This is a genomic window from Chryseobacterium sp. JAH, from assembly GCF_001507335.1.
Taxonomy (GTDB): domain Bacteria; phylum Bacteroidota; class Bacteroidia; order Flavobacteriales; family Weeksellaceae; genus Chryseobacterium.
This window is the reverse complement of the sequence record NZ_LMAH01000002.1, coordinates 190,215-210,894: the sequence shown is the minus strand read 5'-3', so window position 1 is coordinate 210,894 and position 20,680 is coordinate 190,215. Positions and strand designations below refer to the sequence as shown.

The window sequence follows — 20,680 nt, the reverse complement described above, 5'->3', positions numbered from 1 at the left end:
TTTTCCAAATCTCAAACATTTGTTTGAGATTACATCAGTCGTAACTTTGCTTCGTAAAACAAGGTAAAATGACAAAGAACATAAAAACAGCACTATCACTCGTGATAGCTATTTTTCCTGCGCTGTTTTTTTCACAAGAAATAAAACAGATGACAGCGAATGAAGTCGCCGAACTGGCGCTTCAAAACCACTACCAATTAAAAGTTTCGGCACAGAATATCAATATTGCCAAACAGCAGACGGATATTACAAAACTTCAGAAACTTCCTTCAATCACAGCTTCAACAACTCAATTTTATTTGGGAAACGTAGTAGCAATCGACAAAGATTTCTCCAATTCTACAACCATTCAGATGCCTCATTACGGAAGTACGTACGGTGTGCAGGCTACTCAACTGATTTTCAAAGGCGGATTGGTCAATAAATCGATTGAATTGGCAGGTCTTCGTGAACAGCTTTCTGAATTGGATTTAGAGAAGAATCAGCAGGATGTGAAATTTTTAGTGATTTCAAATTATCTGGATGTTTATAAAATTATCAACCAACAATCGGTTTTTGAAAACAACAAAAAATTAGCTCAACAACGACTGAAGAATATCAATGATTTCTACAAACAGGGAATGGTAACGAGAAATGAAGTTATCCGTGGAGAACTTGCGATTAAGAATCTTGACCAAAGCATTCTGACTTTAGCCAACAACAGAAAAATCCTCAATTATAATTTAAATATTGGTTTAGGATTGCCTGCCAATACAGAAATTATTCCGGTTGAAAATTTAGACAATAAAGAATCAGGAATTGGGATGGATTATTATTTAAATCTCGCTCACGACAGCAATCCACAATTAAAATCTGCGCAAACCAACATCGGTGTTGCTGACAAAAATATTGAAATCATCAAAACTGACAGAATGCCGACGCTTTCAGGTTTTGGAGGTTATACGGTTCAAAGACCGATAACCAACAGAAATCCAGTGGTTGATATGTATGGTAACGGATGGCAAACGGGAATTTCTTTAAGCTATAATATCGATAATCTGTATAAAACCAAGGAAAAAGTAAAGTTGGGCGAACTGCAGAAAACGCAGGCTAATGACGCTTTAACTTTGACACAGCAGAATATTGATATGAACGTGAATGCTTCTTACGTCAAATATCAGGAAGCAATTCAGCAGGCCGATATTTTAAATGATGCGAAAAGGCTGGCGGAAGAAAACTATAAAATCACAGAAGCAAAATACCTTAATCAGTTGGCGGTGCAGGCAGAAATGATTGATGCGCAAAACCAGAAACTACAATCTGAACTGGACTATGCGAATGCAGAAATCAATGTGCTGTATCAATACTACAACTTATTGAAATCTACTGGGACGCTTTGATTTCGCGTGTGAATTTCAAGAGCATTTTTCTTTGCCACAACCCTAAAGGGAGGAAAAATTCTCTTGAAAATTATTCAAAATTACACCCTTTAGGGCTGGGGAAATAATTTTGAACAATTTTTAAATGACTTAAAGTAGTTAGTTCAAAATGTCTTTTATAAGTGAAAGTAAAAATTCGACGAAGTCAAACGGCTTTGTGAAACTATAGAAGCATTAATTAAAAAAAACTCCGAGAACTTCGTGTTCGAAAAAGATATAAAACAAAAAAAATGGAAAACAAGGAGCAAAATACTCAAGATACACAACCACAAGCACCGGTAAAACCTGTGGTTTCAAGTGCTGAAGCCAAAAAAAAACAAAACAGAAAAAATAAAATCAGAGCCATCGTTTCAAACGTTATCGTTTTTGCGGTGATTGGTTTCGGATTGTTTTGGCTGATTCGTCAGTACTTTCACATCGGCGACAAAACCTATACGGAAGCGGCTCAGGTGGAGGAATTTATCAATCCAATCAACACAAGGGTTTCGGCTTACATTAAAGAAATAAAATTTATCGAACATCAGCAGGTGAAAAAAGGCGATACGTTGGCCATTTTGGATGACCGTGAAATTATCACACAACTCGGACAGGCGGAAGCGGCATATCAAAATGCTTTGGCGCAACGGTCAGCTACAGGTTCTTCAATCAATACAGTTTCCAACAACGTCAGCGTGATGGAATCCAATATTGCTGGTGCAAAAGCAAGATTGTGGAATGCCGAACAAAATTTAGGACGATACAAAAACCTTTTGGCAGCAGAAGCGGTGACAAGACAACAATTTGACCAGGCCAAAACAGAATACGATGCGCAAAAAGCAGCCTACGAAACCTTGGTCAATCAGAAACAGTCGGCCAACCTTTCTACAACAGAAGTTAAAAGTAAGTTAGGCATCAACGATGCTGAAATCAAAAGAACAAAAGCCGCATTGGATATGGCGAAAATCAATCTTTCATATACCGTAATTACTGCGCCTTACGACGGCGTGATGGGAAGAAGAACGATTTCTGAAGGACAGTTAATTCAGCCGGGGCAGCAAGTTGCCACCATCGTTCTGAACAATCAAAAATGGGTGACCGCCAATTTCCTTGAGAGCCAGATGCCGAATATTAAAATAGGTGAAAAACTGATGATGACTGCCGATGCTTTAGGCGGAAAACAGTTTGAAGGAAAAGTCACCGCAGTTTCAGCCGCAACCGGTTCAAGATATTCAAGTATTCCAACCGACAACTCAACCGGCAACTTCATCAAAGTACAACAGAGAATTCCCGTAAGAATCGAGTTTACAGATGCCAATAAAAAAGAAGATGTGGCGAAACTGAGTGCGGGAATGAATATGAATGTTTCTTTAAATGCAGACAGATAGAGAATAGACGAATAGATAAGATTCTTAAAAACAAAGTTTTTAAGAATCTTATCTATTATCTATCGGTCTATTATCTCTTAGTCTTTAAAAAAAATTATGTACAACAAAGGTCTTTTCAGCGATTGGGTTCCGAAACCCATACAGCTTCTGATGATGGTTTTACTGCTTATCGTGGTGATGCCGTTAGGAGGAGTTTACACCGGAAACATCAGTTTTATGGTGGGCGGAACCGGCGTGATGCAGGAATATTTTCTGTGGGCAAACTACGCCACCACCATTGGGATGGGAGCGTGTATGCCTGTGGTTTTAAGAATGAAAATGCGGTTCAAGGTCCGTGATAAATTGGTGATGTTATTGGTGCTTCTCGGTGCATTAAGTTATATCAACGCCACCACTTTTGAACCGATGGTTATTGTAATGACCTCTTTGGTTATCGGATTTTTAAAAATGATGATTACCATCGAATTATTCCTTCCGTTAATGGCAATGCTGGGCGGACGTGGAATTTTTTACGGCGTCTTCTACACATTTGTTTTGATATTAAATCAGGTCTCTGCGTATTATGCAGTGGATGTTTCGATACTGTACAACTTTCAGCAGTTCTTTATTTTGGCAGCGGTGTTATGCTTTGTCCTGGCATTGTTGTGTTGGGTTTTGATGCACGACAAATACTTTGCTTTAAAAGTTCCGTTGCATTACATCGATTGGCTGAGCATCATTCTTTTTGTGTCAACGTTTATGTTTTCGGCGTATGTCTTTTCGTTTGGGAAACAGCTGGATTGGCTCAATTCCAAAAACATTATTAACGCCAGCATCGCCGCATTTGTGAGTTTTGCTTTGTTGGCCATCCGTCAGCTGACTTTGAAAAGACCTTATATTTCATTTCATATTTTCACCAAAAGCAACGTGCTGAACGGACTGTTTATGCTCCTGTGGCTGGGAATGTTTTTGGGAACAACGTCAATTCAAAACATCTATTCCGTCGGAGTTTTGGGCTACGACCAATTAACCAATGCCAAACTGAATGTGATGATGACACCCGGAATATTCTTAGCCGGAGCGATCGCCGTATTTTGGTTTAAAAAAGAGCGACCGCTCAAAATGTTCATCTTTTCAGGCTTCGCTTCAATGACGGCTTACTCCATCATTATGTACTTTTCAATGGTGCTGGAATTCAATTACGAAAACTGGTACTTACCGATGTTCCTGAAAGGCTATGGAATGTGCTCGCTCTTCATCTCGGTCTGGTATTACACCTTAGACAAATTGGAACTCAACGAAATGCTTGCCGCCATCGGACTGGTTTTGGTATGGCGAACCTTCCTTGCAGTAGGATTTTTCTCAGCCCTGTTTTCGTGGTTTCAGTATCAGTTTCAAATCGTCAGTTTGGGAGATTTGGCAGTCTATATGGACGGAATGACCATCACGCCACAAACGGTTGCCACCAATATGAAAACCATTCAGCTCAACGCCATCATCTCTGCCAACAAAAAGATATTCGGATACATTATCGTTGCCGGTTTCGGCGTAATGCTCTATGTAATTACCCATCATTTCGGAAAACGTACAGAATATTTAAAAGTCATCAGAATCCTCAACGGAAAATCGGTTATCGCCAGACGCAGAGCCCGTGAAAGAAAAAAATTAGAAGAAGACCTCAAAGGCGCCACCGGTCCGGCCTTATAAAGAAACCTTGTTTTTACCCGTAAAGTCTCGTTTTGTTTTTCAAAGCGGGGCTTTACTTTATATGTATTCTAGACATTTGATCCAAGATGTCGCGTGGGATTTGAAGATCTAGATGATTTTTGTTGTACTGTCCGTCATTCGTCAGTTCGAGTGCTTTTCGACGCAAAGCGAAGAAAAATGTATCGAGAACTTATGAACAATAGATAGTCCCTGAATCAAAAATTTCTCGATATTACTTTTTCAAAATCTAAATAAAATGACGATCTTTTGTCATTGCGAAAATGGTCTATTCAGACTTCGTGAAATCGATATTGTTCTGTTCTATTAAGCCTGAAATATTTGGTTATTATAATAGAGATTTTAACAGAGATGAAGGGTTGATATTATCAAAAGATAACTAATAGCAGAAAATTTGAAAAGCCACTCAGGAAAGTCTGTCGTATCCTAGTTATAAACTTTCTGGAAAAATAGTATACAATTACACTTTTTAAAATCGTTTTGGTTTGCATTACTTTAAAGTTAAATCAAAAATTTTGATTGTAGACCCGTATAGCATTCATTAGATTAATAAATTGGCAAAATGCCTGAAAGTTTTCTATATTGCATTCTATTAGATCCTTTTATCTATTTATGAATGGGAGATTTAAATGTAAATAAAAACTATGAATCAAGGACTTTATGAGGAGTTAGTGACGCAACTCATCAGCAAAAAATTAAATGCGCTTGAGAAAGATCATTTTCAGGTGAAGAAAATTTCGATTGACAAAGCAGAGGCAGCTCACTTATTATCTCAGCATATTGGTAAAACAATTAAACAGGCCTTTAATTTGATAAAAGGCGAAGACATTCTAGAAATTCAAATTGAGATTGCAAACAAAATCATTCTATTTTTAAAAGAAGAACTGAAAAAAGAAGAGTTTGAAGATGATTTAATTGAAACTGAAGGTAAGATACTGAAAGCAGTCTTTACAAACGTTGATGCTCATTTTACAGACTTAGATCTTCATTTAAAAACAATTACTCCGTATACCAGATTAATTCACAGCGAACTTTTTACTGGCGGAAACTCAGGCACAACTTTGGAAAGTGAGCTACGAAAAGAAATACTATCGTCGAATAAAATTGATCTTTTAGTTTCATTCATAAAATGGAAAGGTATAAGAATTCTTGAGCGTGAGTTGAGAGAGTTTACTGACAGAGGTGGAATCTTGAGAGTCATTACTACAACTTATATAGGAGCAACAGATGCAAAGGCAGTAGAATTCCTTTCATCGTTAAAAAATACAGAAGTCAAAGTTTCTTACAATACGGGAAATGAAAGATTGCACGCGAAAGCTTATTTGTTTCAACGCAATACAGGTTTTCATACAGGCTACATCGGCTCATCTAATTTTTCGCGCTCAGCATTAACTGATGGCTTGGAGTGGAACTTAAAAATTACAACCAGAGAAGTTAGCCATATCATCGATAAATTTAGAAAGACTTTTGAAGCATATTGGCAGAATTCAGAGTTTGAGTCTTATCAACAAGAAACTCATTTTATAAAATTAGTTGATGCATTGAAGCACGGAAAATTTTCAAAAGAATATAATTTTGCAACTTCATATTTCAATATTAAACCTTTTCATTATCAAAGTGAAATACTTGAAAAGCTGGAGGTTGAACGTACTGTACATAACAGAGACAGAAATTTGTTAGTTGCTGCAACAGGTACTGGAAAAACTGTTATTTCGGCATTTGATTACAAAAACTTCAGAAACAATAATACATCGGCAAAATTGCTTTTTGTTGCACATCGAAAAGAAATCTTGCAACAGGCGAGAGCAACTTTTCAAGGAGTGTTGAGGGATAATAATTTTGGCGATTTGTGGGTTGACGGACTCGAGCCAAGATCGCATGAGTATTTATTTGTTTCTGTACAGACTTTGAATAATAGGTTAAAAGATCTAAATCTTTCAAAGGATTATTTTGATTTTATCATATTAGATGAAGCACATCATGGACCGGCTTCCAGTTACAGGCCATTTTTAAATTACTTCCAGCCCAAAGTCTTGCTTGGATTGACAGCTACACCAGAGAGAATGGATAATGAAAATATTCTTGAAGATTTTTGTAACCGTGTGGCAGCGGAAATTAGACTTCCCGAAGCTCTGAATAAAAAATTGTTAACTCCTTTTCAATATTTTGGTATTACAGACAGTATTGATTTAACAAATGTGAAATGGGAAAAAGGAAAATATGCAGTAAATGAGCTCGCTGGCTTGTATATAAAAAATGAAGCGCGAGTAGGTGAAATCATTAATAATCTTCAGAAGTATACAACAGATTTGAAGGATGTTCAGGCAATAGGTTTTTGTGTAAATATTAATCATGCTGAGTATATGTCTCAAAAATTCAATCAAGCTGATCTTAAAGCTGAATTTCTAACCTCTAAGAATGCTAGCGACAGAGATGTACTTAGAGAAAGATTTAGAAAAAAAGAGTTCAACTACTTGTTTGTCGTTGATATATTCAATGAAGGTGTTGATATTCCGGAAATTGATACCGTTTTGTTTTTGAGACCTACTGAAAGCTTAACTGTTTTTCTTCAGCAGTTAGGTCGTGGTCTTCGCTTAGCAGAAGGAAAAGATTGTTTAACAGTATTAGATTTTGTTGGAAATGCAAGACCTGAATATGATTTTGAAAGTAAATTCCGGGCTTTGATAGGGAAGACCACAACTTCTGTACAAAAGGAAATTGAAGACGATTTCCCACATTTGCCCTTAGGTTGCTCAATAGTTTTAGAGAAAAAAACGAAAGAAGTGATTCTTACAAATATCAGGAAAGCCACTTCTCTCAATGTTAATCAAATAATTGCCAAAATAATAAATTTTCAGTATCAGACTACTTTGCCATTGACACTTAGGAACTTTACAGAACTGTATCATATTCCGCTTGAAGTTATTTATAAAAAAGGAAGTTGGTATAGACTCTGCCAAAGAGCTGTTGTCATCGAAGATTTTGAGGATAACGATGAGAGACAAATCTACTCAGCAATTAGCAAGAAATGGTTATCAACCAATTCTGTGAGTTACTTTAATTTTATTTTAGAAATTGCCAAACGGTCCTTCGATATACGAATTGAGGATTTTACTGAGAATGAAAAAACAATGCTTTTAATGCTTCATTACGACATTTGGCAAAAAGCAGGAGGTTTCGGAAGTTTAGAAGAAAGTATAAGAGAAATAGGAAAAAATCAGACTTTGATAAATGAAATTATAGAAGTGCTGGAAATTTTAATTGATAAGATTGGTTTCAAGGAACTCGATGTTGATTTGCCTTATCACCAACCTTTAAAGTTACATTCGCGATATACCAGAGATCAAATTTTAGTTGCATTTAAAATGTCAACATTTGAAAAAAAATCGTCTAATGCAATTGGTGTAGGTGTTGCTGAAAATAAAGATCTTAATACAGAGTTATTATTTATTGATCTAATAAAATCCGAAGAAGATTACTCACCAACAACTTTATATGATGATTATGCTATCAGTGAAACATTATTTCATTGGCAATCACAAAATCAAACAAGAAATGATATTGGTAAAGGACTTACATATATCAATCATGAAAAGTTAGGTAAAATAATACTTTTATTTATAAGAGAAAAATCAACAAACGAATTCAAAAATACAAATGGTTATGTTTTCGTTGGAGAAGGTAGTTTTATTGATAGTGATGGCTCAAAACCAATGAACATAAAATGGGAACTTAATGAACCGATACCTAATTACTTATGGAAGGAATCTGCAAAAATGTCAATCGATTAAATATGTAAAATGAAGTATTTTATTTAGAGCAGTAAGGTTAAAACTAAAATCCCCAGAATTCATTCCGGGGATTGATTATTTTAATTCAATTTTTCTAATTTCTCAAATACTGTCCAATATCCGCAGAATCAAAAGTATACGCATTAGAATTTTCAGACTTATCTAATTTCTTGCTGATCGTCAATGCCCATAACACCAATTCTTTGCAGAAGTTTTTGTCTTCTTCACTTAGTTCAGAAGCATTTTCTTCAATGACCGTTGCCAAAGGAGTAATGCTGTTAAGTTTGTTGTAGAATTCTTCGTCGGTATCGGTGTAATTCAGCTCCAAATGATTTTTGTTGAACCACTTTATTAAATCGGTGTAAGGCGTTTTTATTCCTTCTTTTTCCAGTTTAGAAATTCTTGGGAAAATACTTTCAAACTGTACCATTACGGCTTTATCGATTAATATTTTCGCAACATAATCTGCACCTTCCTGTTCGCCTTCATACACCAATTCAATTTTCCCGGTAATCGATGGAATGATCGACATAAAATCTAGCAAACGAACAGTGGTTTTTGATGCATCTGTTTCTATTAAACGTAATTTCGCTGCAGCAACTAGGTTTTCCATCGCACTGATCGTCAATCTCGCACTGACGCCACTTTTTGCATCTACATATTCGCTGTCACGGGCTGCAAAAGCTACTTCTTCCAATAGGTTTTTTGCCAAATCAGGAATTTGAATTTGGGCTTTATCTTCCGCGGAAACTTGTGCCTCCTGTTCGGTAATATGTTTTGCCAATTCGATTGTTTTCGGATAATGCGTGAAAATCTGTGACCCGATTCTGTCTTTCAAAGGTGTTACGATGCTGCCACGATTGGTATAATCTTCAGGGTTTGCGGTAAACACAAACTGAATATCCAAAGGCATTCTCAGCTGAAATCCACGAATCTGAATGTCTCCTTCCTGTAAAATATTAAACAGAGAAACCTGAATTCTTGCCTGCAAATCGGGTAATTCATTCAATACAAAAATCGAACGGTTCGCTCTCGGAATCATTCCGTAATGCAAAACCCTTTCGTCAGAGTAGGGAAGTTTTAAAGTGGCTGCTTTAATCGGGTCGATGTCTCCAATCAAATCCGCAACATTTACATCCGGAGTTGCCAGTTTTTCAAAGAAACGGTTTGAACGATGAACCCAAGAAATCGGAGTTTCCTCCCCCAGTTCAGCAATCAGATCTCTTGCAAATTTAGAAATCGGCTGAAACGGACTGTCATTGATTTCCGAACCTTTTACAATAGGCATATATTCATCCAAAAGATTGACCATGCTTCTTGCGATTCTCGTTTTTGCCTGTCCGCGCAAACCTAATAAATTGATGTGATGTCCCGCCAAAATTGCCTTTTTCAATTGCGGAACTACAGAGTCTTCATAACCCCAAAGTCCTTCAAATACAGGTTCTTTTCCTTTGATCTTAGCAATTAAGTTCGCCTGAATTTCCTCATTAATGGTTTTATCGGTATATCCTGATTGTTTTAAATCTTTAAATGTTGTATCGTTTTTCATTTTTTAATGATGTAATTTTTAATTGAAAGTAAAATATTTTAACGCAAAGTGCGCAAAGATTTTTTTACTACTAACTGTTTTATTTTTCGTTCGCAAAGGCGTTTCACTTAGCAAAGGAAATTTTAATTATTTAAAGGAATGTTTTTTTTGACTAATTAAAAATGACCTAGGAAGCGGAGGCGTTAAGAAATTTTAAAGAATTTCCGTTAAAAAATTTCCACTGTTTGAGCGCGCAAAAATTTTAAATCATAAAACTAATTTTCTATCGCGCGAGTTTTGGAAATTTTAGGAAATTATTTAAAATTTTAGCCGGAGTTTCCAGTCTTGAACTTTTGGTTCTTTTGTTTCAAGACAAAAGAGCATAATCAAATCCTTTTTATTCTATTCTTCTCATAATCCTCAAAAATCATCTGTCCCAAACCTGAAAGTCCTGTGAGGAAAGCTTTTCCTTTATTTTGTGCGGTAAAAGCATTCACAAACTGTCTGAGATAAGAATCCTGGGCAATCATAAAGGTGGTGATTGGAATTTTCAGTTTCCTTGCCTGAGCCGCTTTATTGAGACATTCGGTCACGATTCTCTGGTCGAGTCCGACACTGTTCATGTAATATTCTCCATTCGGAAGTTTCAGACAGCTCGGTTTTCCGTCGGTAATCATGAAAATCTGCTTGTTGGTATTTCTTTTTCTGCGGAGAATATCCATTGCCAATTCCAATCCTGCAACGGTATTTGTGTGATACGGACCGACCTGCAAATAGGGAAGGTCTTTGATTTTAATAGGCCAAGCTTCATTTCCGAAAACAATAATGTCGATGGAATCTTTCGGATATTTTCGCTTGATCAATTCCACCAAAGCCATCGCCACTTTTTTGGCTGGTGTGATTCTGTCTTCGCCGTACAAAATCATCGAGTGACTGATGTCGATCATCAAAACCGTGCTCATCTGCGCTTTGTGCTTGGTTTCTTCTACGATGAGGTCGTCTTCGGTCATTCGAAGGTCAGAAATTCCGTTGTTGATTTGGGCGTTTTTCAGACTTTCGGTCATATTGACTGTCGATAAATCGTCGCCGTATTGGAAGTTTCTGTTTTCACCATCACGTTCGTCGCCGACTCCGGCTTTGTTGGTTCTGTGATTTCCGATACCGCTTTTTTTAAGCTTACCGAAAATTTGGTCTAAAGCATATTCGCGCAAAGCTGCTTCCAGTTTGGCGGTCAGAATATTTTTACCTTTCCCTGGTCCGGTATTTCCATCTTCGGAATCATCTTCTTTTTTGATGTAGCCTCGCTTTCTAAGGTCTTCTTCAAAATCTTCAAGCGTATATTCATTGGTGAAAATATCGTATTCTTTATCGAGCATATCGAGCCACTCAAAAGCTTCTTCAATATCGCCGGAAGTGTGTGTCAACAAATCTTTGAACACATCAAAAACCCGGTCAAAATGTGATATTTCTTCCGGAACGTGTTTGCTGAATGTAAAACCCTGTTGAAAATTAAATTGTTTATCTGTCATGAGATGAATCTCGTTTTTAGAAAAGACAAGTTAGGGAAATTTTGTACCAATACTATATACTGGAAATAGAAAATACTTATGACAGTGATAGGAATAAGGATCTTGCCCAAATAAATTGTCATTCTGAAATCTTAACCAATCACTTGAAAGGTTTTTATTTAGATTTCCAAAGAATGACAAAAATTTATTTAAAATTAGACGTTAAAGAAACAATTTAAATCTACTTTAATTGATAAGAAATACCTAATTGCATCAGAAAATGAATATCTTCTTTTGCTAAATTTAATTTATTATTGCTTAAACCATTTATCGGGTCAAAGAATTGGAAGCTTGGCTGTAGTTTCAGAGAAAGCTTATTGTTGAGTTTATAATTTATTAAACCGCCAATTTGTATACTCGGAAAACTATTATTAGTCGGCAAATCTTCATTTTCAAAATTAATGATCTGTTTTGTGTATCCCATTCCGAAATTTGCTCCAAAGTTTAATTTTTTCTCATTTCTTTTTAGATATTCCAGCAAAAGAAGAAATGTGTTGTCATTCACACGCGCTTTAAAATATGATTCTGAAAGATCAAACCATTTATTTCCGTCAACAGAAGTACCCGTGAATTGATATCTTACAACAACTCCGAAATTTGAATTTTCCGGTGTGAATTTTAGATCGGTCGAAATTGTTGCAGGAGTTTTGTAATTAATATTCACATTTTCATCAGAATTTTCCACCAGATAAGTTGCTCCTGTTCCGACGTTAAATCCGAATTCTAAAGATTGAGAATAAGATAATGCATTGACTGTTAAGAGTAAAACAGCTAATTTAATTTTCATCATATAGTTTAAATTTAGACATAATTTTGTTGGCAAATATAAATAAACTTAATTCTCATGAAAGTGTATAATTTTAAATTTTAAGTCTCATCTAAATTTTTTCTGCTTAAACTTCTATCTTTACAGCTTTAAATGTTGTTATGAAAGACTTAATGGGACGTGCAATCTGGGATTATTTCAAAAACGAAAATCCTGAAGATATGCAGACTGAAACTTCAATTTCCGAACTTGATGAGCTTCCGGTAGACTATCTTTTCAGAGATTTTGAAGAGATGAACAAAATCGAACAAAAAGCTTTGAAATTAGCTCAGGGGAAAATTCTTGACATCGGAGCAGGAGCGGGTTCGCATTCGTTGTATCTTCAGAATGAAAGAAATTTAGATGTTACTGCATTGGATATTTCGCCAAAGTCGATTGAAGTTTGCCAATTGAGAGGAATTCAGAAAGCCGTTGCTCAGAATATGCTCGAATTTTCTGGTGGAACTTTCGATACTATTCTTTTGCTAATGAATGGAACTGGAATTTTTCAAAGTCTGAACGTGATTGATATTTACCTCAAAAAACTTCATTCTTTATTAAATAAAAACGGACAAATCTTGATCGACAGCACCGATATTTTGTATATGTTTGACACCGATGAAGATGGTGGTTTTTTGATTCCGGCAAACGGATATTATGGAGAACTAGATTATGTGGTTCACTATAAAAACGAGTCTGAAGACCCGATCAAATGGCTATATCTTGATTTTAATACTTTACAAAATGCAGCAGTAAATAATGGTTTTAAAATTGAAATGATTTTGCAGGATGAAGATTCTTATTTGGCTAAATTGACTAAAAAATAAAACCCTTGTCATTGCGAGAATAGCAAAGCAATTTCAATGCTTTTTTTAACCAATAAGGTCTATTAAGGATTTAAGAAAAGTTAAGTTTAACTGCATTTTAAGTTGGATTAAATTGTAAATAAATTTTATTAAGAAAATCTCATTAAAAAGTAGCTTGAAAATAACCCGTAATAATTGTTGACAATCAGAAACAACATGATGACTGCAAACAGAATAGGAAGTAAGTAAGATTGGGATCTGTACACGATTTTCTTAGGCATCGCAGTTACCCAAATTAGAATTAAAATTATCGGACCTACAATAATTGGTAAAGTTCTTAAGCTGTATTTTGATGTGGTTACTAAATGGTTTTCGACCAAAAAATTGTAAGCGTAATGTTGTAAAGTCAGATAGATCGTTCCAAACAGAAATGTGAAAACTGCAGGAATGTATTTTTTTAATTTTAAGAAATTTAAACTTAATAAAACTGCTCCAAAAAATGTTCCCAAAAAAAAGCTTGAAACTAAAATCAATGTTCTTGAATATAGTTTGACAGCGGATAGATCAGTTGTGATATGATCTTTCCAGTTTTCTGTTTCTTCGTGCTTTTTTGCTGCTTCAGTTTCTATTTTTTGCTGAATAATATTTTGAATGTTGATTTTTTCTGATTCATTGAAAATCCGTCCCCTTTCTTCAAGAATTTCAAACGCTATCTGAACAGCTTCAGGAACGAAGCGGTTTTCGGGGTTTAAATAATTTTCCAGTTCCTTATTGGAGAGTTTACTTAAAACATTTTTTTTGACCATTATTCAGAAAAAATGGGCATCAGAAAATGCCCATTGATATATTTAATATTTAGAAATTATCCGATCTCGATTCCGTTTTCCACTGTTTCATCAGGTCTCACAAAAGATAATTTTCCGTCAGCTTTTGTTGTCAATAACAACATTCCCTGAGATTCAATTCCTCTGATTTTTCTTGGAGCAAGATTTAATAAAATCATCACCTGTTTTCCGATTACTTCTTCAGCGGTAAAGCTTTCTGCAATTCCTGAAACAACTGTTCTTACATCAACACCTGTGTCAACAGTCAGTTTTAATAATTTATCTGCTTTTTCTACTTTTTCAGCTTCAAGAATGGTTGCTGTTCTCAAGTCGATTTTTGTGAAATCATCAAACTGTATTTCGTCTTTCATTGGATTGGCGTTAGGGTTTGTTTTTTTATTGCTTTGTTTTGTATTTTCTAATTTCTGGATTTGAGCTTCGATAACTTTGTCTTCAATCTTGGTGAATAATAAAGGAGCCTCCTCAATTTTATGCCCAACTTCAATTTGAATTTCAGAATTTTTTAAGTCCTCCCAATTCTTCTTTTCAATATTAAAATATCCAAATAATTTTTCTGCACTGAAAGGCATAAATGGTTCACATAATTGTGCAACAACTGCTGCAATTTGTGCACCAACAAACATGGTTTGCCCAGCTGCGTTTGGATTATTATTAATAGTTTTCCATGGTTCAGCATTTTGAAGATACAAATTACCATAATCAACAAGTCTCATAAATGCACTTAAAGCATTTCTAAACTCATACTTTTCTAAATGATTACTTACTTCATCTATTCCAATTTTGATAGCATTTTTGCTTTCATCATCTAAAGTACCATACGGAACCTTTCCTTCGAAATTTTTGTTAGTGAAAGAAATTACTCTATTAATGAAGTTTCCGAATTTATTTACTAGCTCAAAATTATTTTTTGCCTGGAAATCTTTCCATGTAAAGTTGTTATCCTTTGTTTCAGGAGCTGAAGAAAGCAATGCGTAACGCAAAACATCCTGCTGTCCCGGGAATTCTTCCACATATTCGTGTGCCCAAACCGCCCAGTTTCTTGAAGTTGAAATCTTATCGTTTTCAAGATTCAAAAATTCAAAAGCAGGAACATTTTTAGGCATAATAAAATCTCCATGAGCTTTCATCATTGCAGGGAAAATAATACAATGGAACACAATATTATCTTTTCCGATAAAGTGAACTAAATCAGATTCTTCACTTTGCCAGTAATCTTTCCAGTCTTTTCCGTTTTTCGCTGCCCATTCTTTGGTGAAAGAAATATATCCGATCGGTGCGTCAAACCAAACATACAACACTTTTCCGTCTGCATTAGGAAGAGGAACAGGAACGCCCCAGTTCAAATCTCTGGTCATCGCACGAGGTTTCAAGCCATCGGTTAACCATGATTTTACCTGTCCGTAAACGTTGGGTTTCCAGTCGTCTTTGTGACCTTCAATGATCCATTCGTTTAAGAAATCTTCGTAATCGTTTAATGGTAAATACCAGTTTTTAGTTTCTTTTAAAATAGGAACATTTCCGCTCAGCATTGATTTTGGATTGATCAATTCTGATGGCGAAAGGGTAGAGCCACATCTCTCACACTGATCTCCGTAAGCATTTTCGTTACCACAGTTCGGACAAGTTCCTACAATGTAGCGGTCTGCTAAAAATTCATTGGCTTGCTCATCAAAATACTGCTCAGACATTTCTTCTGTAAATTTCCCTTTTTCGTAAAGTACTTTGAAGAAATCCTGACTTGTTTCACGGTGATTAGTCGATGTCGTTCTCGAATATTCGTCAAATGAAATCCCTAAATCTGCAAAAGATTTTTTGATGATTTCGTGGTATTTATCGACAATGTCCTGTGGAGTAACTCCTTCTTTCTTAGCTCTTATGGTGATAGGAATTCCGTGCTCATCTGATCCACAGATAAAAGCAACATCTTTTCCCGATCTTCTTTGAAATCTTGCATAAACATCTGCAGGAATGTAAACTCCCGCCAAATGCCCAATATGAACCGGTCCGTTTGCATATGGCAAAGCCGCCGTAATCATCTTTCTGTTTGACATTTATAGTATAGTTTTAAGTCTGCAAAGATAAAGATAATTTGGGAATACCTGTTTTATAAATGGTTTATGTGCCAAATTCTGGTATCATCTCAAAATGATAGATTAAATAGTTAAACATTTGTTTAATTTTTTAAAGCTTCTAGGATGATGTTATGCGATGAATAATTGTATTTAAGTATTTGTATTTGAGTGTTTTAAGTAAAATAGATGGTTTAATTTACAACATATTAACGAAAATTAATATAAAATTAAGATAATTATAATTTTTTTCTAAATTGCAAGACTGCTGTGGCAGTTATTTTCAGACAAAAAGAAACTATATAAAAATAATATTTGTGAAAAATTTTACAACGGTATTAAAAATTGCACCTGCATTTTTATTGGCAAGTTCCATGATGCACGCGCAGACACAAGACTCTACAACTAAGGAGAAAGCAATTGAGGAGGTTGTATTGATTGGGTATGGAAAGCAGAAAAAATCTGATTTGACTGGGGCAATTACTTCAGTTACTGAAAAAGAATTTAATAAGGGAGCGATTGTTTCTGCAGATCAATTAATTAATGGAAAGGCACCTGGAGTCAGGATCACAAATAGTGGTGGCTCACCAGATTCTGCTCCAAATATTAGAATAAGAGGAGGTTCTTCTATTTCTGCACAAAATAATCCTTTAATTGTAATTGATGGAGTACCATTAGATTTTGTGACTGCTGCAGGTTCTGCAAATCCTCTAAATTTAGTTAACCCAAATGATATTGAGTCTTTTTCCATATTAAAAGATGCTTCAGCAACAGCTATATATGGGTCTAGAGCATCAAATGGTGTAATCATAATAACTACGAAAAAAGGAGGAGGTAAATTGAAGGTTAATTTCAGTACCAACATGTCTGTTGGTGAGGTTACAAAATTTGCCGATGTAATGAATTCTTCTGAGTTTGTTGATTATGTAAGTAAATACTTCCCACAAAGCAGGTGGAAACTTGGTGTGGCAGGATTAGCAAGTTCACCCACTACAACAGGTACAATTTACGATACCAATTGGCAAGATGCTATTTACAGAACATCCGTATCTACCGATAATAATGTAAGTTTGTCTGGAGCACTATTTGATAAAAAGTTACCGGTAAGATTATCATTAGGTTATAACAGGACAGAAGGTGTTGTTAAAACGAGTGATTATGAAAGGTTTTCTGGAGCATTACGAGTAACACCAACGTTATTTGATAAGCATTTAAAAATTGATGTTAATGCCAAAGGTATTATTTCAGATTTAAATGCTGTTGATCAGGATGCGGCGATAGGTGGAGCAATATCGATGGATCCTACCAAACCAATTTATGTTTCTGAAACGGGTTTAAACGGAAATCCTTACAATAGATTTGGAGGTTTTTATCAGAATACTGCTTTAGTAAGTAATCAGTATACAACCATTGGACAGTCAAATCCTTTGGCTGTTCTACTTCAACGAAACTCTCCTCAGAAAATAAAAAAATTACTTGGGAATGTAGAACTTGATTACAAAATGCATTTTTTACCGGAATTAAGAGCGGTTGTAAATTTAGGAATTGAAACGTCAGAATCTAATCTTGAAACAGTGTATGGTGATAATGCTATCCAAACCTACAGGCTTATTAATAAAGCAGTGACACCAAATGACTATGTTTTTAATCCTGGGGTAGACTATAGAGAAAGACAAAATATATTAAACAAAACCTTGGATTCATATTTAGTTTACGAAAAGAATTTTTCAGGTTTTATTTCTCATTTTTTGATTCAAGGAGGATACTCTTATCAAAGCTTTAGAAATGAAGGACATAAAGATCAGTTCAGATACAATAATGAGAGTGGTTTAAGAGAGAGTTTTGTACAGTTTCCGTTATTAAATCCGAACAACAACTATTATAATTTAACTAATCTTCAGTCTTTCATTGGAAGAACAAATATTGATTTGGTGAATAAGTACTTGTTTACTGCTACGTTGAGAGCAGATGCTTCCTCATTATTTAGAAAAGACATCAGATGGGGATACTTTCCATCAGTTGCTTTTGCATGGAAGATTACTGAAGAAAATTTCCTGAAAGATTCTAAAAGTGTAAAAGAGTTGAAACTAAGATTAGGATGGGGACAAACTGGTCAGCAGGATATCACGCAAATTGCAGGTTATTATCCATCAAGAGCTTTATTTCAAGAAGGAAATGCAGGATCACAATATTTTCCGGGAATCGGAACTTACAGCGCAATACCTTTCAATGATGAACTTACTTGGGAAAAAGCTACTACCATGAATGCCGGATTAGATTTCTCTTTATTTAAGAATAATCTTATCACTGGAAGCTTAGATGTATATCATACGGAAACAAGTGATCTGTTAGCTAAAGTACCGTATCCGGCAGGGCAGTTTTTAACAAATGAATTTGTGAGAAATATTGGAAGTACCGAAAACAGTGGGGTAGAACTAAACTTAACTTTAAATGCAATAAAAACAGATCATGTTATCTGGAGTATTTCCGGGAATATGGGTTATAATAAAGGTAAAGTTAAAAATCTTGATCAGTTAGAATTGATTCAGGGGCAAGACGGTGGTTTACCGGTGGGTACAGGTAATATCTTAGCATATAATGCAGTAGGTTATCAGCCTTTTTCAGCAAATGTTTACGAGCAAGTTTATGATGCTAACGGCAATCCTTTAGCGGGTGTTGTGGTAGACAGAAATAATGATGGAATTATTAATACAGAAGATAAGTATTTTACAGCGATAAGACCAAACTGGACGTACGGCTTCAGTACATCTTTCAATTATAAAAAATTTGATTTCAGTACAAGTTTGAGAGGTCAAATAGGAGGAAAGGTCTTCAATGCAAGAAAATTGTCGCAAGGCTACAGACAAAGTTCTGTGCCACAAAATGGTTTATCAGTTAATAATGCTAATTCCTATGCTGCTACATCACCTTTTGATAATATTACGGATGCAGTAATTTATTCGGATTTCTTTTTAGAAGATGCTTCTTTTTTAAGAATGGATAATGCAACGATTGGATATTTAGTTGAAAATGCCTTTAAAAATACCAATATCAGAGTTTATGCTTCTGTGAATAATGCATTTGTAATTACTAAGTACAAAGGCATGGATCCAGAAAACTTTAATGGTGTCGACAATAATTTTTACCCAAGACCGCGAGTGTATACTATAGGTTTTAATCTTAACTTTTAATTACAAATAATGAAAAATATAAAATTTAAATTGCTTGCTTTAGGTACAGTATTTTTGTTAGCGACGAGTTCTTGTATTGGGGATTTGGATACAGAACCAAAATATGATTATACCTTAGAGCAACTTATTGCGCAAGATCCAAATGCAGTAGAAGGATTGCTTTCAAGACTATATGCTAGCTACGCATTATCAAGTGTTAGGGGATCGGGTGAATCTGATGTTGCTGGTGCAGACCCTGGTGAGTCACCTTTTATCAGAGGACTGATAAATCTTGAAGACTTTACAGCAGACGGAATGAAAAACAGATGGGGAGATAATGGTCTAGACCAGTTAACGACGACCTCAAACTGGACAGATAGCAATAAGTTCTTCAGATATGTTTATGATAGATTATATTATATCATACCTCAAGCCACTAATCTTATTCTGATTCTTAATAAAGATGATGTAAACTATGCAAAGAAAACAGAGGCAATCGGAGAATTAAAATTCCTAAGAGCTTTATCTTATTATTATATCATTGATTTATTCGGTAAAGGGGCATTGGTTACAGATACTAATTTTGGAACAACAGCTCCTCTTCCACAATCTTCCAGAACAGAATTATTCAACTATGTTGAAAGCCAGCTAATTGAAGCCGAAACAGCATTGCCAGTTACTAATTCTTATGGAAGAGCAAATAAAGCTACTGTACAGTTTCTATTAGCTAAATTATACCTTAATGCAGAAGTATATACAGGTGCAAACAGATATAGTAGTGCGGTACCTTATCTAAACAAAGTTATCGCAGCGGGTTATAGTCTTGAAAGTAATTTTTCCAAAAACTTTAGAACAGATAATAATACTTCAAATGAAATTATATTTCCTTTAATAGCAGATGCAATTTCAAGTCAGAGTTTTGGAAATACAACTTACATTATACAAGGCAGTCTTAGTATAGAAACAATGACACCACAAACCTATGGGTCAGTAGGACCGGACGCAGGAGCGTGGGCTGGGCACAGAGCTAGTAAAGGTTGGTACGGTTTGTTTGGAAACTCTGCGGCAGCTCTTGATGCAAGTACAGATCAGAGGGCAAAACTTTTTTATACTACAGGGCATAGCTACGAAATGACTGATTACAAAGTATGGAAAGACGGATATCCTTCTATAAAATTCCAAAATGTAAATAGTTCAGGAACAGGAACTCCTTCAGTCTTTGTATCTACAGATTTTCCTCTGTTCAGATTAAGTGATGCTTATTTAATGTATGCAGAATGTGCAATGAGAGGTGCTGCTGGAGCAGATATGGGATTAGCTCAAACGTATTTTAATCAGGTAAGAAACAGAGCAAATGCTGGAAATTTAACGTTGTCACTTCAAAATATATTAGATGAAAGAGGAAGAGAGCTTAATTTAGAAGGTATGAGAAGACAGGATTTAATAAGATTTGGTAAATTTACAGGAGGTTCATATTTGTGGCCATGGAAAGGAGGTGCTAAAGATGGCGCATCAATTTCTGATAACTATAAGGTTTTTCCTATTCCGGCAACAGCGCTTCAATCCAACCCCAATTTGACACAAAATACAGGATATTAATTACTAAAATTAT

At 35.3% G+C, this 20,680-nt stretch carries 12 protein-coding genes; 7 read left to right on the top strand and 5 right to left on the bottom strand.

The window, feature by feature from the left end:
- Window positions 1–68: 68 nt before the first annotated feature.
- From AR685_RS04620 to AR685_RS04605, 4 genes are all read left to right on the top strand, one after another.
- The gene (locus AR685_RS04620; protein ID WP_047442867.1) at window positions 69–1,379 is read left to right on the top strand and encodes a TolC family protein; all 1,311 of its coding nucleotides are present in this window, start codon (window positions 69–71) and stop codon (window positions 1,377–1,379) included.
- A gap of 269 nt (window positions 1,380–1,648) precedes the next feature.
- Window positions 1,649–2,782 (top strand): HlyD family secretion protein, encoded by a 1,134-nt coding sequence (locus AR685_RS04615; RefSeq protein ID WP_047442868.1) that lies wholly within the window; start codon window positions 1,649–1,651, stop codon window positions 2,780–2,782.
- Between the two features lie 96 nt (window positions 2,783–2,878).
- Entirely contained in the window at window positions 2,879–4,468 is a 1,590-nt protein-coding gene (locus tag AR685_RS04610) for a hypothetical protein (protein ID WP_047442869.1), read from the top strand.
- A 662-nt stretch (window positions 4,469–5,130) separates the two neighbouring features.
- On the top strand, window positions 5,131–8,277 hold the full coding sequence (locus AR685_RS04605) for a DUF3427 domain-containing protein (RefSeq protein WP_059123881.1): 3,147 nt from the start codon (window positions 5,131–5,133) through the stop codon (window positions 8,275–8,277).
- Between the two features lie 94 nt (window positions 8,278–8,371).
- Here AR685_RS04605 and AR685_RS04600 read toward each other — a convergent pair whose 3' ends face one another.
- From AR685_RS04600 to AR685_RS04590, 3 genes are all read right to left on the bottom strand, one after another.
- Window positions 8,372–9,826, bottom strand: a complete 1,455-nt coding sequence (locus tag AR685_RS04600) for a sigma 54-interacting transcriptional regulator (protein WP_047442870.1) — start codon at window positions 9,824–9,826, stop codon at window positions 8,372–8,374.
- A gap of 365 nt (window positions 9,827–10,191) precedes the next feature.
- Entirely contained in the window at window positions 10,192–11,334 is a 1,143-nt protein-coding gene (locus AR685_RS04595) for a vWA domain-containing protein (RefSeq protein WP_059123880.1), read from the bottom strand.
- A 220-nt stretch (window positions 11,335–11,554) separates the two neighbouring features.
- The gene (locus AR685_RS04590) at window positions 11,555–12,163 is read right to left on the bottom strand and encodes an outer membrane beta-barrel protein (protein WP_059123879.1); all 609 of its coding nucleotides are present in this window, start codon (window positions 12,161–12,163) and stop codon (window positions 11,555–11,557) included.
- 137 nt (window positions 12,164–12,300) lie between these two features.
- Between AR685_RS04590 and AR685_RS04585 the strand changes: the two genes are divergently transcribed.
- Window positions 12,301–13,005 (top strand): class I SAM-dependent methyltransferase, encoded by a 705-nt coding sequence (locus AR685_RS04585; protein ID WP_059123878.1) that lies wholly within the window; start codon window positions 12,301–12,303, stop codon window positions 13,003–13,005.
- A 128-nt stretch (window positions 13,006–13,133) separates the two neighbouring features.
- Here the strand turns inward: AR685_RS04585 and AR685_RS04580 are convergent, their stop codons facing one another.
- Together AR685_RS04580 and metG are read right to left on the bottom strand one after the other, a co-directional pair.
- On the bottom strand, window positions 13,134–13,790 hold the full coding sequence (locus tag AR685_RS04580; protein WP_059123877.1) for a hypothetical protein: 657 nt from the start codon (window positions 13,788–13,790) through the stop codon (window positions 13,134–13,136).
- Between the two features lie 56 nt (window positions 13,791–13,846).
- On the bottom strand, window positions 13,847–15,880 hold the full coding sequence (gene metG, locus AR685_RS04575; RefSeq protein WP_059123876.1) for a methionine--tRNA ligase: 2,034 nt from the start codon (window positions 15,878–15,880) through the stop codon (window positions 13,847–13,849).
- 335 nt (window positions 15,881–16,215) lie between these two features.
- Here metG and AR685_RS04570 point away from each other — a divergent pair, with 335 nt between their 5' ends.
- Together AR685_RS04570 and AR685_RS04565 are read left to right on the top strand one after the other, a co-directional pair.
- A complete protein-coding gene (locus tag AR685_RS04570; RefSeq protein WP_059123875.1) occupies window positions 16,216–19,089 on the top strand; it encodes a SusC/RagA family TonB-linked outer membrane protein in 2,874 nt (957 codons plus the stop codon).
- A 9-nt stretch (window positions 19,090–19,098) separates the two neighbouring features.
- Complete coding sequence (locus AR685_RS04565) at window positions 19,099–20,667, top strand: RagB/SusD family nutrient uptake outer membrane protein (protein ID WP_047442878.1); 1,569 nt, start codon at window positions 19,099–19,101, stop codon at window positions 20,665–20,667.
- The last annotated feature ends 13 nt before the right edge of the window (window positions 20,668–20,680 follow it).

Coding starts and splice junctions, on each gene's coding strand:
- AR685_RS04620 (WP_047442867.1), top strand. CDS start 69: ATGACAAAGAACATAAAAACAGCACTATCACTCGTGATAGCTATTTTT.
- AR685_RS04615 (WP_047442868.1), top strand. CDS start 1,649: ATGGAAAACAAGGAGCAAAATACTCAAGATACACAACCACAAGCACCG.
- AR685_RS04610 (WP_047442869.1), top strand. CDS start 2,879: ATGTACAACAAAGGTCTTTTCAGCGATTGGGTTCCGAAACCCATACAG.
- AR685_RS04605 (WP_059123881.1), top strand. CDS start 5,131: ATGAATCAAGGACTTTATGAGGAGTTAGTGACGCAACTCATCAGCAAA.
- AR685_RS04600 (WP_047442870.1), bottom strand. CDS start 9,826: ATGAAAAACGATACAACATTTAAAGATTTAAAACAATCAGGATATACC.
- AR685_RS04595 (WP_059123880.1), bottom strand. CDS start 11,334: ATGACAGATAAACAATTTAATTTTCAACAGGGTTTTACATTCAGCAAA.
- AR685_RS04590 (WP_059123879.1), bottom strand. CDS start 12,163: ATGATGAAAATTAAATTAGCTGTTTTACTCTTAACAGTCAATGCATTA.
- AR685_RS04585 (WP_059123878.1), top strand. CDS start 12,301: ATGAAAGACTTAATGGGACGTGCAATCTGGGATTATTTCAAAAACGAA.
- AR685_RS04580 (WP_059123877.1), bottom strand. CDS start 13,790: ATGGTCAAAAAAAATGTTTTAAGTAAACTCTCCAATAAGGAACTGGAA.
- metG (WP_059123876.1), bottom strand. CDS start 15,880: ATGTCAAACAGAAAGATGATTACGGCGGCTTTGCCATATGCAAACGGA.
- AR685_RS04565 (WP_047442878.1), top strand. CDS start 19,099: ATGAAAAATATAAAATTTAAATTGCTTGCTTTAGGTACAGTATTTTTG.